Annotated in this window: 13 protein-coding genes; 3 read left to right on the top strand and 10 right to left on the bottom strand. The window is 62.3% G+C overall.

Annotation, left to right across the window (positions count from 1 at the left end):
- Window positions 1-2 precede the first annotated feature (2 nt).
- Entirely contained in the window at window positions 3-302 is a 300-nt protein-coding gene (locus tag Q0P59_RS03475) for a helix-hairpin-helix domain-containing protein (RefSeq protein ID WP_295003616.1), read from the top strand.
- 7 nt (window positions 303-309) lie between these two features.
- Window positions 310-1,149 (top strand): phosphoserine phosphatase SerB, encoded by an 840-nt coding sequence (serB, locus tag Q0P59_RS03470; RefSeq protein ID WP_295003614.1) that lies wholly within the window; start codon window positions 310-312, stop codon window positions 1,147-1,149.
- 57 nt (window positions 1,150-1,206) lie between these two features.
- On the opposite strand, the gene Q0P59_RS03465 is transcribed toward serB, so the two are convergent.
- Genes Q0P59_RS03465 through Q0P59_RS03450 form a run of 4 tightly spaced genes read right to left on the bottom strand, consistent with a single transcriptional unit; the run spans window position 1,207 to window position 7,094 of the window.
- Window positions 1,207-2,856 carry a DUF2235 domain-containing protein gene (locus Q0P59_RS03465; protein WP_295003612.1) on the bottom strand — a complete coding sequence of 550 codons (1,650 nt, stop codon included), beginning with the start codon at window positions 2,854-2,856 and terminating at the stop codon, window positions 1,207-1,209.
- A 15-nt stretch (window positions 2,857-2,871) separates the two neighbouring features.
- Window positions 2,872-3,324, bottom strand: a complete 453-nt coding sequence (locus Q0P59_RS03460; protein WP_295003610.1) for a DUF3304 domain-containing protein — start codon at window positions 3,322-3,324, stop codon at window positions 2,872-2,874.
- 51 nt (window positions 3,325-3,375) lie between these two features.
- A complete protein-coding gene (locus Q0P59_RS03455) occupies window positions 3,376-4,233 on the bottom strand; it encodes a DUF4123 domain-containing protein (RefSeq protein WP_295003608.1) in 858 nt (285 codons plus the stop codon).
- Between the two features lie 2 nt (window positions 4,234-4,235).
- Window positions 4,236-7,094 carry a type VI secretion system Vgr family protein gene (locus Q0P59_RS03450; protein ID WP_295003607.1) on the bottom strand — a complete coding sequence of 953 codons (2,859 nt, stop codon included), beginning with the start codon at window positions 7,092-7,094 and terminating at the stop codon, window positions 4,236-4,238.
- Between the two features lie 301 nt (window positions 7,095-7,395).
- Between Q0P59_RS03450 and tssA the strand changes: the two genes are divergently transcribed.
- Complete coding sequence (gene tssA / locus Q0P59_RS03445; RefSeq protein WP_295003605.1) at window positions 7,396-8,481, top strand: type VI secretion system protein TssA; 1,086 nt, start codon at window positions 7,396-7,398, stop codon at window positions 8,479-8,481.
- A 37-nt stretch (window positions 8,482-8,518) separates the two neighbouring features.
- Here the strand turns inward: tssA and Q0P59_RS03440 are convergent, their stop codons facing one another.
- The 6 genes from Q0P59_RS03440 to Q0P59_RS03415 form a co-directional block, all read right to left on the bottom strand.
- Window positions 8,519-9,313, bottom strand: coding sequence for an OmpA family protein (locus Q0P59_RS03440; RefSeq protein ID WP_295003602.1), 795 nt, complete (start codon window positions 9,311-9,313; stop codon window positions 8,519-8,521).
- Window positions 9,314-9,315: 2 nt separating this feature from the next.
- Window positions 9,316-10,299 carry a type VI secretion system-associated protein TagF gene (tagF, locus tag Q0P59_RS03435; protein WP_295003600.1) on the bottom strand — a complete coding sequence of 328 codons (984 nt, stop codon included), beginning with the start codon at window positions 10,297-10,299 and terminating at the stop codon, window positions 9,316-9,318.
- Complete coding sequence (gene tssM, locus Q0P59_RS03430) at window positions 10,296-14,093, bottom strand: type VI secretion system membrane subunit TssM (protein ID WP_295003597.1); 3,798 nt, start codon at window positions 14,091-14,093, stop codon at window positions 10,296-10,298. The genes tagF and tssM overlap by 4 nt, the downstream gene beginning before the upstream one ends.
- 16 nt (window positions 14,094-14,109) lie before the next feature.
- Complete coding sequence (locus tag Q0P59_RS03425) at window positions 14,110-15,516, bottom strand: hypothetical protein (protein WP_295003595.1); 1,407 nt, start codon at window positions 15,514-15,516, stop codon at window positions 14,110-14,112.
- A 32-nt stretch (window positions 15,517-15,548) separates the two neighbouring features.
- Window positions 15,549-15,815 (bottom strand): PAAR domain-containing protein, encoded by a 267-nt coding sequence (locus Q0P59_RS03420; protein WP_295003593.1) that lies wholly within the window; start codon window positions 15,813-15,815, stop codon window positions 15,549-15,551.
- Window positions 15,816-15,859: 44 nt separating this feature from the next.
- Window positions 15,860-16,438: M15 family metallopeptidase (locus tag Q0P59_RS03415; protein ID WP_295003590.1), on the bottom strand; the 579-nt coding region annotated here is incomplete at its 5' end.

Here is a 16,438-nt window from a genome sequence, read left to right as displayed (position 1 = left end):
CCATGAACCCGGCCAAGGTCGTCCGCGAGCGCGTCAAGGCCTTGACCGACTTGCCGAACATCGGCCGGGCCATGGCCGAGGACTTGCGGCTGCTCGGCATCGACAAGCCGGAACAGCTGAAGGGGCGCGACCCCTACGTGCTGTACCAGGAACTGGGCCTGGCCACCGGGCAACGGCAAGACCCCTGCGTTCTCGACACTTTCATTTCGATCACCCGCTTCATGGCCGGCGGCGAAGCCCGCCCCTGGTGGGCCTATACCGCCGAACGCAAGGCGGCCATGCAGCAACGACTCGACCACTGACATTCGCATGAACCTGATCATCCAGGGCGGCGCCCTGCCCACCTTCCTGCTCGAACGCATCGTCTCCGCCACCGGCGCCTCGGCCGTCGAACCGCGCCCGCCGCAGGTCGTCTGCCTGCAAGGCGCCAGCCGCACCGCTGAATTCGATGCCCTGATCCCGCTCATCGAGGCCGAAAAGCTCGACTGGGCCTTCGCCCAGCCCGGCAAGAAGCTTTCCGACTTCGGCCTGATCTGCTTCGACATGGATTCGACGCTGATCACCATCGAATGCATCGACGAACTCGCCGATTTCGCCGGCAAGAAAGCCGAGGTTTCCGAAGTGACGGAAGCCGCCATGCGCGGCGAGATCGACTACCGCGAAAGCCTGCGCCGCCGCCTGGCCCTGCTCGCCGGGCTCGACGCCCGCGTCCTCGCCCGTGTTTTCGGCGAACGCCTGCTCCTCTCCCATGGCGCCCGCGAACTGCTCGAGGCCTGCCAGAACGCCGGCCTGCGCACCGCCATCCTGTCCGGCGGCTTCACCTACTTCACCGAACGCCTGCGCATCGAACTCGGCTTCGACTTCGCCACCTCCAACGAACTGGAAATTTCCGGCGGCAAGCTGACCGGCAAGGTCGTCGGCGACATCGTCGACGCCGCCGCCAAGGCCCATCACATCGCCCGCCTGACCGACGAACTCGGCCTCCGGAAAGAACAGGTCATCGCCTGCGGCGATGGCGCCAACGACCTGATGATGATGGCCCAATCCGGCCTCTCGGTCGCCTTCCACGCCAAGCCGGCCACCCGCGCCAAGGCGGATGTCGCGATTAATTTCGGCGGTCTCGACTCACTGCTGAATCTATTTGAGTAGTTTTCCCGAAATCCGGGCCTTAATCCGGAGTCCCTCTCAACACATCTGAATGACCGCTCAGTTCGGCTTGAACTTGCTAGCGCCGAAGTAGACTGTCCGCCAGTCAGACAAGCGGCTGGTATCAAAGTTGAAATGCGCTATCGAATCGTGGGAAAACAAATCAAAGAAGCGCTTCACCGGATCGGGGAGGGGCGATGTGTCTTCCCATGCATCCTTGATCGTTCGTTCGCGTAGCGACAGCTTTTGACCTTGGCTTTCCCGGAAATAGATGTCCTGAACATCCCAGAGATACTTGCGCTCTTCTTGCTTCAGGTCTCCCAGGGCATCGTCTGCTTCGTCGTATTCCTTGTCCGCAGCTTCGCGCTCTTTGGCGGCTCTCTCGAATTGCGCCTCTTGTTCCGCTGACCAAGGAGCCATCTCGCCTCCGTAGGTATGCTGACTCGCTGTCAACATGGACGCCTGTTGCTGGCGCGCCGTCTTGGCTTTTTTCCTGGCCTCGTCACGCATCTGCATCAGGCGGGTCTTGGATGCCGACTCGCCTTGACCGGCAACTCGCTCTTTCAGCCAGCGGTGCATGACCTGCATGTGGGAAGCCAGCACCTCCTCCATCGCCCCCGTTTTCTTGGGAACAGCGTCGAGATAAGCGTTGAATGCTTCGCGCAGCTTGGCATCGTCCTTGTTGAATTCGTCTTGGACTTCGGGCGGTAGTGCCTTCATCTTTTCAAACAAGACCCCCGCCGCGAAAGCCACGTCGTACATGTGATTCAGGGCAAAGCGGGAAATAGTGTTTTCCCTGCCCTGCTCTTGCGGTGCATAGCCACCACCCACATCCGAGTGTACGCCGGGGTACCAGATTTCGACCGTGTTTTCCGGGTAATCGGCATCAATGCGTGTCGAGTCAAGCGGAAAGCGCCGCCGCGCCTCGTGCGCGGCGATCATGTGCACGGTTTGCTCGACCATGGCCGGCAGCTTCATGTCTTCCGCCCAGTTGTTGTGACCGCCGTTTAAACTCAATGCCGCGCTGCCATAGTTGCCATACGCCGAACATACCGTGTCGAACAGGCCGGCGAACGCCACGCGCAACGGCAGTTCCTTGTATAGCCAGGCACCATCCTTCTCCTGGCATTTGGCGGCCAGATCGCGGACAAAGGCCCGCGCCTCGGCAGCCCCGCGTGAAAATCCGAAGACAGTGACGTTGATCAACCTGACCTTTTGTTGGGCAGGTACCTTAGCAATTTCTTCGTCGAGCAGTTCGAGCGCTTTCTTGATGCGCTTGTCTGCATCTTTGCCATAGGCCATACCGGCTGAGGTGCCGGGGTCGCCGATGTCTGGGTAGGAGGTGCCGACACCGGGGATGTATCTGCGAACAACATCAGCCTCTTCCTTGTGAGCATCCCAAAGTTTTGCAATGTTGGACAAAGCTCTTTTTTCGATGCCCTTAGCCATCTCTACATCGCGATTGTTACCGGTCCCATCAAAAAAGACGGAATAGTGAATTACCTTGGTGCACTGGCACATCGCCTCTTTTTTCGACGGCACAGTTGCTCCAAGGGCAATCTGCCGTTGTTCTCTTTCCTTGGCCGTCAAGGCTCTTTGCCCCGGCGCACGACGTGCAGTGCGGGCATTTCCAGCGCCAGACACTGGCTCGATCTGCCCCGCTTCGGGGTCAGTTTGGTTGGGAACGTAGGTTGGATCTTTTACGCTCATTTGACAGTTTCCCGTTTAGCGGTGATAGCCGGCAGGCTTTGGTATTTTGCGAGCAGGACGGTCAGCTGATAATTCAGCTTCCACGTGTCCATCCGGAAAAAAATGAAGGATTAGGTAGGTGGACTCTGGCGGATATGGCATTGGCAACTCAACATCCGCGAAACGCGCCTGGATAGGAGAACGCGTATAAGAATTGCTCTCAACAGAGTAGTAAGAGCCAACAGTCCACTTAACCTTCAGTACAACTTTTTTATCGGTTTCTCGTGGGGCCAAAAAGCCTTCTACCCGATTTCCTTCTCCACCATAGGCATTTGCAGCACCTGCCCATCTGCCATTTACGGAAACATCCGCGATATAGCGATCCGTGTAGTTAATAACAACTGCGCTGACAGATCTCCCTTCGCCTCTGGCCGAAGCACATCCGCCCAAGGCAGCCAACCCGAACAATTTCAGCAGCGTGCGTTTCATGGGATCGATCCTTGTCATCATTTCTGACTCACATTCTTTCATTTTCAACAGCTAGTCGTGGATTGATTTCAAGATTTGTTGAAGCGTAGCTGTGCCGGCCTGAACTGCTTCCAGTTTCTCGGCCCATGGCGCTTCTTTATGAAACCCCGCGCCACGCGTGAGGCTCATGGTGCAGAACAGCGTAATATCGCTTGCCCCCTCGATGTTGTAACGTTCCGCGGCTTCAATCGCTTTCTGGAAGAACTTGTAATGCCGCTTCGGCTCGACGTTGTCGAGTAATTCAGGATCGGTCCGTTCGAAATGTTCCATCAACGCGTAAGGGTAACAGTGGTCAATGAGGTAGGCCTCCTGCTTGGCGTTGAGGGTCAACGGCCCTGAAAAAAGATCTTCATCTGCGCAATGGCTGGGCAATGACAGCCATTCGTAGTCATGTCCAACCACCAGCCATTGCTCGGCAACGGAAAAAAACGGAGGGCGCTGCTCGTCGCTCAGGCAGGCGTGCAAGTGCGGCGTAATCCGAGCGTCAAAGAAGCGATTGACGCAATCGACATCATCTTGAAGTTTTACATCCATTCGGCGCGTCAGGCGGGTAGCCATTTCCGGCAACTCCAAGGGAGATACCAGAAGGCTCAAAGCACCGTGACCTGTCTCTGCACGCGAAAGCTGACGGATGATCACCGCATAATCAGCGGGGTCTCTGATCTCAAAAATGTGCGGAGTTGCATCAAATCGATCAGGCGCAATCGGTTCGCCAAATAGCGCCACCCGCCCCGATATGGCAGTGCCACTTGCGTTGATCCTTTGGCTGAAGCGCTCGACCTGAGCACCATCGATCATTGCGTAATAATGGCTTGTGCCTGCAACAGGCAGGATAGGTGGACTCGGCAAATCGAACCAGAATGAAGCCATTGCTAAGCCTTGGGTGAGAAAGGTGCCCCACTCTTGGCTGCAGCAAGCAGGCACGATACGCAAACATTTCCGGGAAAGGTCGGCAGTTTCGCGTTTTCCCTCGCCGGCCCACTAAAACTCTTCTTGCTCGCATGCACCGTAATCACCCCCGGGCACTGCACGGTGATCCCGCCGTCGATGGTGATGCTCGCCCCACCTTCGATGGCGAGGTGAATCTTCTTCGCCGCCGCGAAATCAATGTGTTGGGTAGCCGAGACGAGTTTGACGTCCTTCTTGGCCAGGAACTTCATTTCATCGCTTTGCGCCTGCAGGTCGATGTCGTCCTGGGCGGCGATGAGCTTGATGCCGGTGTTGCCATCGCCTGCCGCGATCGCCCCGGCCAGTAGTCCGATGGCTTGGCCGGCGTGGATTCTGGCTTGGCCGGCGATGGCGAGGTTGGTGTCTTCGCCGCTTTCGAGGGTGAGCGTTTCGCCGTTGGCGAATTGCAGGTTCTGCCCGGCGACGGTGGTGATGCCGGCCTTGCCGGCTTGGATGATCGCCGGGTCGGTGAGGTGCGGAAGTTTGTTGGCGGTTTGGGCGTTCTTTTGTTGGGCGTCGCCTTTGGCGGTGTCCTGGTCCTTGGGGTCGACCATGCCGCTGGCGATTTTGTGCAGGGCGTTCAAGGGGGTGGCTTGTTCATCGGCCGTGGATTGATTTTGCCCGTGGGTGCCGATACTGGCGGCGAGTTGGACGGTGCGGTGGGTGGCAGCGGCCTGGTTGAGTGTTTTGGCGAGCGTGTCGGCTTGTTTGAGGAGCGCCATGGCGGGCGCCATGTCGCCGGCGGGTTGGGCGGGGGTGATGGGCCAGGTGCTGATGACCAGGCCTTGTCCGGCACGTAGCGCCCCCCAGGCGTCGGTGCGCAGTTCGATGCCGGCGCCGCGGAAGCTGCCGCGGTAGTTGTCGGCCTGGTGGATGAGGTGGCCGAGGTTGAGTTCGCTGCCGTGCTGGGTGGTCTTGAGTTGCAGCCGTTGTTGCCGGTCGGTGTCGTCAAGGAGGAGCTGGGTGTGGCCCTGGCCGCCGAATTCCTTGCTCTTGAAGCCGCTGAGGGCGGCGGGCTGGCGGTGGTTGTCGGTAGCGGCGCCGTGCCAGGCGGGGCTGTGGCCGCCGGCGGTGTTGCCTTGGCCGCTGGGGCGGTGGTCGGTGGCAGGTTGGAAGAGCGGATCGCTTTCCGATTGTTGGCCCTGACCGCCGGGTGTGGCGGTGACACCGCCCTCGCCTTGCCCGTTGTAGAGGGCGCCGAGGATGACGGGGCGGTCGATGTCGCCGCCGAGGAAGTCGACGAGGACTTCCTGCCCGATGCGGGGAAGCCATTGCCAGCCCATGCCCGGGCCGGCTTGGCGGTTGATGACGCGGACCCAGCAGCTGTCTTTATCATCTGGCGTCTCGGCTTGTTGCCAGTGGAAGCGGATCTTGACGCGGCCGAGGGCGTCGCACCAGAGTTCGTCGGGGCCGTTGGGGGCGGTCTGGCCGTCGGGGCCGACGACGAGGGCGCTCATCGGGCCGGAGGCGGTGGGTCGGGGATTGAGACGGGCGCCTGTCCTGTCTTCGAGTTGGGGGCGCCACGGGGTGTTGTGGGTGTGAGCCTCGAAGGTATTGCCATAGCCGCGTTCGACGGCGAGTTTGAGGAGGTCGGTGGGGAGGTCGGTCGGGGCGCTGAGCGGGGTGAGGGAGTCGCCGGTATCGAGCCCTTCGCCGTCGCGGGTCAGCTTGCCTTCGCCCAGGCGCTGGGCGATGGCGGCGATGGTGTCGCCGTTGAGGTTGTTGATGCCGAGGTGGGTGATGTCGGTGGCCGTGAAGGCCTGTTCGGCTTTGGGTTTCGCCAGGTCGAGCGGCAGGCCGATAAGCTCGAACCAGGTGCCGGGACGCAGGCTGCGCACGGTGCTCCGGGCGAGCCAGGCGCTTTGTCGGGCTTCGCGGGCTTCCATGGCGAGCCGGCCGTAGCGTTCGGCTTCGGCGGCGTTGGCCCAGGCGTAGAGGCCGGGGTCGTCGTAGCTTTCGAGTTGCGGGGCATGCTGGCCGCCCGCTGGCGAGGCGCCGGGGATGCTGAGTGCGACGCTCTTCTTGGCTTTGTAGTCGTAGCTGATCGCCGTGATCTGGTTGCTGGTGAGGCGCCGGTGTTGGCCGAAGGCGACGATGGCGTCCTGCTCTTCCTGCGAATCGGCGCGGTGGTAGCGCAGGCCGCGGCCGCCATTGGCTGACTGGGAAAGGCTATCTTCGGGGAAGCGCAGGTTGTCGGCGAAGAGGCGCAGGCGGTGGCCGGCCGGGGCGTCGGGGTCTTCTTCGATGCACCAGCCGAGGCCTTCTTCGGCGAGCAGGCGGGAGACGAAGGCGTAGTCGCTTTCGCCGTATTGCACGCAGTAGCTGCGCGGACGGGTGTCGGCGAGGAAGGGGGCGACGTCGTCGGTCCATTGCCAGGCGGCAATGTCGGCGTAGTCGGCGAAGACCGTTTCGACGATCTGGATGACGGTCTTGTCTTGAAATACCCGGTTGTGCCGGCCGCGGCCGAGTAGCCAGATCCAGGGGACGACGGTGAGGCGGTAGCGGGCGAAGCCACCATCCGAACCGAGTTTCCGTGCCGCGCGAACAAGGCCGCTGCGTGCGGCCTGGCTGCCGTCGGAGAGACGGGTATTGAGGGTGACGGCACGGCCGAGCAGACGCTTGAGTTCGAGGTGCGCGTCGGTGGATAGCAGGTCGATGCAGAGTTCGAAACCGGACGATAGCGCTTCCCTGCCCCACCAGGCTTCGACCGGCATGTCTGGCCCGGCAGCATCGCGCCAGACGAGTTCGTAAAGGCGGGTCGCGGAGAGGAAAGGGATATCCATGGTCTCGGACTGTACGGTTCGGTTGCACGGGCGGAAAACCGCCGCCAACAATTCAAATGGCATGCAATTTTACGTGATGACCATTCATTCCAGAAAGAATATTTATTCAATCAGGATGATGGCGAGATTCACCGACGGCCACGTCGTCGTGTCTGAGCGACGCCGAACCCATTAAATACACTGGATTTTCTGATTGCTTGCCGGCCGGCTCCGGCGAGATATCCAAAGCCCCATCTGCGCGGCGAAGTATTTCGAGCGATATGCCATTAAACTATGCCGTTTTCAAATACATCGTCGAAACATGGACCATTCATCTATTACATCTCCCCTGACGTCAAAGCATGGCCCATGCGGAGAAGACCTCATCTATTCGTCCGACTTCGATCAAATCCAGGAAGCCCGTCGCTTCGACGACCCTTCGCTATCGCAGGGCGAGTGGGTTACCGATGTCAAGGAAGCCGACTGGCCCGGGGTTGTCCGGGTTTGCGAAGATGTCCTGAGCAACAAGTCCAAGGATCTGCGCGTCGCGTGCTGGTTGATCGAGGCTCGCTGCAAGATCGCCGGGCTGAGCGGCCTGGCTGGCGGCTATGCCTTGCTTGGTCAGCTCTGCGAGGCATTCTGGAACGACATTCACCCGCAACCGGAAGATGGCGACCTCGAACAGAGGACCGGTGTGCTCGACTGGCTGGCCAATCAAACGCCGCGCCTTTTGCGCGAAACGGCATTGACCAGCTCGGCGAAGGGCAGCTTCTCGCTGCTGGACAACGACTCCGCGCGCGCCACTGCCAAGCAGATGGAGCGCAACCCGGGCCAGGCCGACGAGATCGCGCGCAACGCCCAGGTGTCGCTCGAACAGTTCGAAGCAGCAGTCAAGGAAACGCCCAAGGCGTGGTTTGCCGACGGCTTGCGCAACACCGAAAGGACTCGCGAAGCCGTCAGGCATGTGCAGGCCCTGCTCGAGACGCGGATGGGTGAATACGCCCCGGCCTTCGGACAAACCTTCGAAGTTCTCGACGACCTCGCCCACTTCTACCGCCGCCACGCAGGCAGCAGCGCCCCAGCCACACCGGAGGCCGTGCCGGGCGCACCGAGCGGCGCCGGCGGTTTCCAGACGGAACGGCGCGAACCGACCATCGGCGAACCGACCGAGCCGAATACCGGGCCGATTCGATCCCGCACCCAGGCGATTGGCCAACTGCAGGAAATAGCCGCTTTTTTCCGACGCACCGAGCCGCACAGCCCGGTTGCCTACCTGGCTGAAAAAGCCGCCAAATGGGGCACGATGCCGCTGCACGAGTGGCTGCGCACCGTCGTCAAGGACGACGGCGCCCTGCTCCGCATGGAAGAACTGCTCGGCGTCGAACCCGACCGGAACGAAACGAACTGATGCCGTTCCGGCTGCGACCGCCTGTGGCCGGAAAGCCTTAGCGCCCGGCCAGGCGGAACTCGATTCGGCGGTTTTTTGCCCGGCCTTCGACGGTATCGTTCGAGGCAACGGGCTGATCCGGTCCGGAACCGGAGGCGCTGAGCGTGTCGGCCGGGATGCCCTTGTCGATCAGGTAACTGCGCACCGTGTTGGCGCGCGCCAGGCTGAGCGCCACATTGGCCTGGCGATTACCCTGGCTGTCGGTGTGACCAATCAGTTGAATCCTTGGCGTCCCGATCTGCTTGATGGCGCCTCCCATCTCATCCAGAATGGCCCGCCCCGCGGGGGTCAGGGTGGCGGCACCGCTCTCGAACTCGACAACGCGATTCGACAGGGTCTTGTCGAGCACGCCCTGAGCTTCGCCGCCGGCCACGAGCAGCCCATTATCGATGGCATAGGTCGGATTGAGAGAAGTAGCGATCTCGCTGACCACCTGCTGCCGCAAGGCTTCGTTGGCTACGTTGCCCTTGAGCGCGACCTGCGTCCCGCTCACCTGCAGCTGGCCCTTGTGCACCTGCTTCAGGTTCGGCGTCAATATCTTGGTCATGTTCTCCGACCAGTTGGGGGGCGGCACCACGCCCCCCACTTCCAGCCGGTCGACGACGTTCTGCGTGCCATAGAGCTCGCGCAGCCGGGCGAGGATCGCCGCCCGCGACGCTTCGTCGGGCACGCTGCCGCTGGCGACCACCTTGCCTGACTCCTCAGTCGGCCTGGTCGTGGCCGGGGTGGCCTGGGCATAGGCCGACGCGTGGCAAAACAGGCAGCCGGCGATAAGGATAGAAGAGAGTTTCATGGTCATTCGCCCAGAAAGACTTCGCGGAAGGTGGAAATCGCCTGCTCCAGGGAAACATGCGGCTGGGCCAGATAGGAGGACAGCTTGGCAACGCCGTAATCGCTGACGACCTCGGCCTGATCCTCGATCCACTCCGGATCGAACAGGGCAATGATCCGGTCAGCCGAGGTATCGGGCGACAAGGCCGCCACCAGGGTGGCGGGAGAGGAGCCGTTGAAGCCGATGATCAGCCTCGGCTTGTCGGCGCGCCGCTCGATGATGACCTGCAACTCGACCATCGTCCGGCGCAGAAAGGCCGTCAGCAGGTAAAGCCACAGACCGGCCACCAGGTTCCGGTTGCGCTCGTCCGCCGGCAAGGGAAGAACGATTTCCTTGTCGATGGCAAGATTGCCCTGCCCCAGCGCGGGACGCATCAACAAGCCGATGGCCAGGATGATCCGGCGCACCGGATCAACGTCCGGCGCGCCGATCAGAGCGGCAAGCGACTCCAGGCTGTTTCTCCGGACAAAATTGCCGAGCGGGTCGCTTTGCATGGCCGTTTCGAAGTCGGCGGCGCAATTGACGCCATCCAGCTCGCCGAGCAGGCCGGCGACCTCGCCGCCACGAACGCCAGCCTCCGAAATCGCAGCCAGCGCCCCGAACGAATGGGCCAGTCCGACCGGCGCACAGCGGAAAATCAAGGCATCGTCACGCTCGATGGCCGCCGCCGCGATGAACGGAAAGCGGCGCCCCGACGAGTCCATGCTCGGCCGCAAATGGCCGACGACCGAGAGCCTGCTGCGCGCGCCGACAAAGGCGAAATCGACGGCGCAGGCATGGTCGTAGGCTATCTTCCAGCGCGGATCTTCCGACAGGCGCTCCATTCCCTGGGAGACCCAGCGATCGAGCACGCTAATCAGCTGGTGCTGCCCTGCCCCCTTGACGAAGTCGCCACGCGAGGGAATCTTGCCAAAGCAGGTCGCCGAAGCATTCGCCATGCCGCTCATTGCGCACCTCCGGCGCCCCGGGCCGGCTGGCTTTCCGTTTCCGGCTGTCCCGCCGGGTCGGCTGCCGGCTCCGCCGGCCTGCCCACCTTGCCGACCGCCACCATCCGCGGCAGCACCAGGCCCGCCAAACCGCGTTGTCCCGAACCGCCCTCGCCGCCAGCGGACTGGACCTGGGCGCTGCTGACCACCTTGAGGTCGATCCCGACCTCGACCCCTTCCGAAAGCCAGGTCAGATGGAACGAACCGTCCGGCAGGCGGGTGCGCTTGGCCGAATTGATCATTTTCTCGAGGCCGAAGCGCCCCGGGATATTCACGACTTCGACAATGCGCCCTTCGAAAGTGGTGGCAACGATCTTGGCGCCGGGCACCCCCGCCGCATTCGGCCACACGAAATTGGCCCATTGCGCCACGCCGTTGCGGTAGTTCAGCTTCTGGCCGTCGATTTCGATGACATACCCGGTCGTTCCCGGCGCGGCTTGCGGTCGGAGCATGAATACCGTCTGCGCCTGGGCTGCGCCGCCGCCTCCGCCGGAATCGGCCGCCGCGCCGCCATCCAGCGGCGACACCCAGCGCGCGAAATCGTTCATGAACTCGGGCTGCAGGGTGATGCCCAGATCACCCCAGGTGCGCGGCGTGATGGTGTTGCCGCGACGAACCACCAGGGCGCCCATCGAGGATTCGACATACTTGGATATCGCCCCTTCCGGACCGAACATCTGGGCGATCTCGGTCGGCGACGCCTCGATATTCGATTTCGCGGCAAAGGGATACTTGATCGCCAGCTTGCGGTTGAAAGGCTCGAATACCTGTGCCTCCCAGGTCTTGTTCAGTTCCTCCGAAGCGGGCTTGACGATCGCTGCGTAGGACTGCAGCAAGGGCCTGACCAGCAGCGGGCGCAGCACGGCGCGCTGATTGTCGGGAAGACCGGTCAGCATCTGCTCATCGACAAAGCGCAGCGTCTCGGCCATTTCAGATCCACTGCCCTCGATGGTTTCCCGCATCAGCTTCAGCGCCCCCGGCCCCGGGTCGCCCTGGTTCTTGAGCTGGTTCAGGCGCGTCCTCACCCTGGAAAGCTGCTTGAGATAGGTATCGACCAGGGGATCCGCCTTGTCGCGCGGTATCACCAGGCGCCCGAAACCGGCGAACTCCTTGCCGATCGGCCCCATCGGAATCTCGGTCTGCTTGGCCGAGACGTTGACGTCCAGTTGAACGCGACTCGGCGACATTTGCAGGATGGAACGCTTGAACCACTCGACGAAGCCCTTCTGCGCACGCGCCAGCCCGAGGTTGGCCATGGCCGGGTTGTCCCACGCCGTCTGCTCGAAAACCACCTTGATCAACGTGCCTACCGGCGACATCTGGGGATCGCCCAGGCGATCCATCGCCGCGACGGCCTCCGGAAAGGTTTCGAAAGACGCCACGCTGATGCCTTGCACGAACGACTTCCACTCCTCGGTGTAGTCGCGCTTGTACATGGCGATCAGGGACTTCTGAATCTGCTCGGGGCTGCCCTCCAGCGTGAGGTCGTCCTTCGTGGACGTCTGCAGCACCCAGTCGGCATTGCTTTGCTCGTTGGTCGCCGCATCCTTGATCGCGTTCTGCACATACTCGCGCCACGCCTCGACGGTAAATGCGCCGGAAACCACGTGGCCGCCCGCGACCAATGCCGCATTCTCGGGGCCGACGATGTTGGCGACCGTCAACGGGGCAAAGCGGGTCGATGCACGCGCCTTGATTTCGGCATAAACGCGTTCGGCGGCGGGCATCCCGCGCACCACCTGGCGCAACTTGTCGCGCACCTCGTCGACGAGCACCAGGTTGTTGGCGATGGTCGGCCACTCGGGATGCGTTGCATGCTCGAGATGGAAGGTCAGAATGCGGCCCGCCGAGCGGATCATCTGCTCGCGCGTCATGGTGCCGCGATTGGCTTCCAGCCAGCCGCGCCAGAAACGGGTGACCTGGTCGGACAAATGCCCGACATCGACATGGTCGCGACTGGCGAGCATGAGATAGGTCTTCAAGGCGTTGTAGCCATCCTCGACATCGGCCGGCGAAGCATCCTTGTACTGCCTGTTGCGCACCGGCTTGGCGGCGCCGGCAGCCTGCGGCTTGAGACGATCGCCCTGGGCATTGACCTCGTTGAGGAAGGCCTCGAGATTTTCCTTCACCGGCAACAGCATGACGTTGCCGACCCCGGAGAAATACTCGCGGCGCAGGTGATCGGCCATCCGCTCTCCTTGGTAAATGCCGAGTCCGATGGAGACGGGATGTTCGCTGTTGAACTGTTCGAGCTGCGCCAGGCGATCCTGGATGATTTCCAGGGCTTCGAGGCGGGATTGCAAGTCGATCCGCCCCTCCTGAATCTTGATCGCCTTGGCGACGTCCTGCTCGACGTTGGCGAGCAGGTTGCGGTTATTGACATATGACCAGCTCCAGCCGCCCAGGGCCAGCCCCAGGCAGCACAGAGCGCCAAGCACGGCGAACTGGCGCAGACGGGCCTTGCTGCGGGTGGTGTGCTGGCGAACCAGGTTGCGATCCGGGAAGATCACCTTGGAAAACAGCTCCTTGAGGAAATACCCGTGGCTCAGCGCGGTACGCACCTGGCCGTTGCCGGCGCCCTGCAGCGAGAATTTCCGCAGGATGCGGTCGTTGGCCACCGGCTTGATGTCGTTGGTCTGCGTCGCCGAGGTAATGTAGAAGCCGCGGAAAATCGGCTTGAACTGGAAGGGATTGTCTTCGAACAGCGTGGCGATGAAGGCCTTGAGCGCCGGCTTGATCGAGGCGAATTCGGATGGAAAGGTCAGCAGTCCTGGCGGTGTGTTTTCGCTTTGCAGGCGCGACATCTGGGCCACGCTCATGGCGCGCAGCCCCTCGTAAAGCTCGTCGAAGTGCCGGTCGAATAGCGCGATCAATTCGTTGCCGCCGGCCTGCTCGTAGGGAATCGTCGCGCCCCAGACGCGGTCGCGCTCGTTCCAGTCGAGATCGAGGAAAAACTCGTGAAAGCCGGGGATCAGATCGACCTTGGTGAAAAGCACATAGACCGGCGCAAACACCTCCAGCTTTTCCGTCAGCTCCTGAACCCGCTGGCGCAGGTTTTTGGCCAGGTTGATCGCAAAGCTCGGCGCATTCCCCATCAGTTCGCCGATGCTGACCGTCACGATGATGCCGTTGATCGGCGCCCGCGGCCGGTGCTTTTTCAACAGCCCCAGAAAGCCCAGCCACTCCTCGCGATCCTCTTCGTGCACGGAATAACGCCCGGCGGTATCGAGCAGGATACCCTCGGTCGTGAAAAACCAGTCGCAGTTCCGCGTCCCCCCGATCCCCTTGATGATGGCATCGCCACCGTCGTCGAAGGGGAACTTCAAACCGGAATTGACCACCGCCGTACTCTTTCCGGCCGCCGGATTGCCAATGGTCATGTACCACGGAAGTTCGTATAGCGCCTCCGCTCCCGACATCTGCCCGAGCTTGGAGGTCTTGATCGTCTTGACCGCCTCCTGCATGCGTTGCTTCAGCGCCTGAATCTCCGCCGCCGCGGCGCCTCCCCGCTTGGCCGCCGCATCGGCCTGCTGCTCGAGCATCGAGCCGATGGCCTCGCCGGCCTGGCGCGACTTGCGACGACGGTAGAGCCAGACGCCGCCCCACAGAGCCAAAACCACCAGGCTGGCGATTGCCGCCCAGATCATCGCCACCTTGAGCGTTGTTGCCCCCAGAAAGAAGAAGGCAGCCACGGCGGCCACGCCGATGAAGGAAAGGAACCGGGAGTCGGTCAGTACGTTGCGGAGCTGGGACATCGTGATTTTGCTTTACTCAAATGCTGCCGGGATTGATATCGGCTTCCGCCGGAACAGGCAGCGCGACAAGCACAGCGCGCCCGAGATGATGTTGATTGCTGATGCACAACGCCGGCGCCTCGGTGGCGATAACCCTGGCCCTGGCGCAGGCCAGGGCCACCAGCCCGCCAATGGGCGCCAGGTCGCCGGTACTCGCCCCGACGGCCAGGCAATCCCTGACCGGATCGAGATGGTCGAAATCCGACCCCAGCCCTTCGAGGGCTTCCGTCAGATTGTTTGCGCGGTGGTCGGTGTCGAGAACCGCCGTTTTGATGGCTGAATGCTCGACCCCGGTCACGTCGAGCAAACCGGCCGTCAGCTGAGCGATCAGCTTGCCGGTCACCCGCCCTCCCGCATCGACCGCCTTGTCGCGAAAACCCATGCCGACCCGGGAAATCATGGCGCAAGCTTCCAGCCGGCATCGGTCGATCAGGGGTTTGCCGGCAAGCAACAGGGCCACCCCGCCCTCGCCGGGTATCTGCCGCTGCTGGTGTTCGGCTGTAAACAGCCGTCCCCCGCCGAGTCCTTGCGCAACACCCTGTTCATCGACCCCCGACACGACACCGAGCAGCAAGATCAATTCCCCGCTTGATGGATCGCGGTTGACGCGCAGGTTGATGTCATCCAATACCTGCATGGCCTCAAGCTCGCCGCTCGCCGGCACCATGGATATATCCGGCGGGTTCTCTCCCGGCAATGCCGACAAGCCGGCCTGCAACCAGGCCTTCATGACCGTCAGGTCGATGCCTTTCCAGGCAGCGGGCACCACCCAGACCACCCTCAGGGTGGGCGAAACACCCTCTCGCCCAAGAACTTCCGGCAACCTGTCGTTCACCATGTCGAGCAGTCGTTCGAGCAGCGACAACGAACGCACGATCTGCTCGCGCTCCGACAGCTCGCCCAACTGGACCGCGCGACGCAAGCTGCGCTCGCGCATCGCATCGACATCCAGATCCGGCACCTCGGCCAGGAATACCGGAAAACCCGAGTCGTCGGTCAAGCGCGAGCTGGGTTCAGGGCGCTTGCCCTCCTCGACGGCGGCCAGCGTTTCGTCAGCTGAAGCCCCTGCCGAAGTGACGATGTAGCCATCAATCATGGCGATCGTGAAGCCGCGCTCCGCCGCCTCGGACTTCGCCGCCGTCAGCGCCAAAGGGTCGTCGTCGCGCGCGGTGGGTGCAGCCGGCTGCGCGGGCGCCGAAGGCGACTTCAAATGATCGATGAAACCCCGCAACAGGAGATAGCCGCCAACCAGCGCCAGGGGCAAGGCAACAAGATACAAGCCGAGATCGAGCTTGCTCGGCTCGTGGTCGTTGGACTGCCACCAGCCAAGCACCAGCGCCCAGACCAAGGCCAGGGTCAGCAGGCTGCCACCGAGAAGCTTCAATGCCGTAGGCCACATCTTGCCGCCCGCCGGAATCAATCGGTCGTCAGCGACTGGCTGGCAATCAGCGTCGCCCCGCAGGCAGTCTTGTCGCCATGCCGGGCCGCCGGGCGGCCGTCGATCAACGCCGTCGCATCGCCGGTGACGATGGTGGTCACGTTTCCGTGCCCCTTCTTGGGACAAGTCACCTTGTCGCCAACTCTCGCCACCCCCTTGCCGTCGCAATCGCTGGTTTCGGAAGCCGAAACGACCACGCCGCCATGATCGGTCTTGTCACCCAGCACAATAAACGGTCTGCCCATCAAATACCTCTCGGTTTACGTGTATGCCCATCGCGGCAACGCGCTCAGTGCGCCGCTGCCCGTCCAAGAACCCCGGGCCGTCGGAGTTCGACGTGCCCGTAATCCTGCATCTTCCAGTTGCCCCCCCAGGTCAGGCCCACCTGTGCGGCGATTTCGCCGTACAGCTGATAGCCCCGCATAGCCCAGGGGTCTCGCTCGGAAATCACGACCTTTCCATCCTTGAAAAAAGCCGAATCGGCCGCCAGACCGTACTGGTGGTAACTCATGTTCGCTCCGGCCTGCGTCACATGCGCCCCCTGGTCAAACAGTCGGGCCTGGCGCTCCGGGCTCCGATACCCCTCGATGAGAACCATCTCGTAGCCATGGCGCTCCTTCATCAACTTGTAAACAACCAGCAGACGCTGCGTGAACTCCGCATCGAGCAAGCTCCAGTTGCGACTGGCATGAATCGCATCCGGCCGAACCATTTCGACTTCGCGGGTCGTAAAAGCCTCTGGCGGCAAGGGCGGCGGCGGAACCAGCTGCTCCCCCTCGAGCAGCACGGCAATCTGGCGATCGGTAGTACGACCAACCTCGGCAAAATCGAACACGGCCGGCCGATGCACGGCCAAGGCCAGCAATGA

This window comes from uncultured Dechloromonas sp., assembly GCF_945957265.1.
GTDB lineage: Bacteria > Pseudomonadota > Gammaproteobacteria > Burkholderiales > Rhodocyclaceae > Azonexus.
The sequence above is the reverse complement of the archived record's forward strand: the minus strand, read 5'-3'. Positions and strand labels throughout refer to the sequence as shown.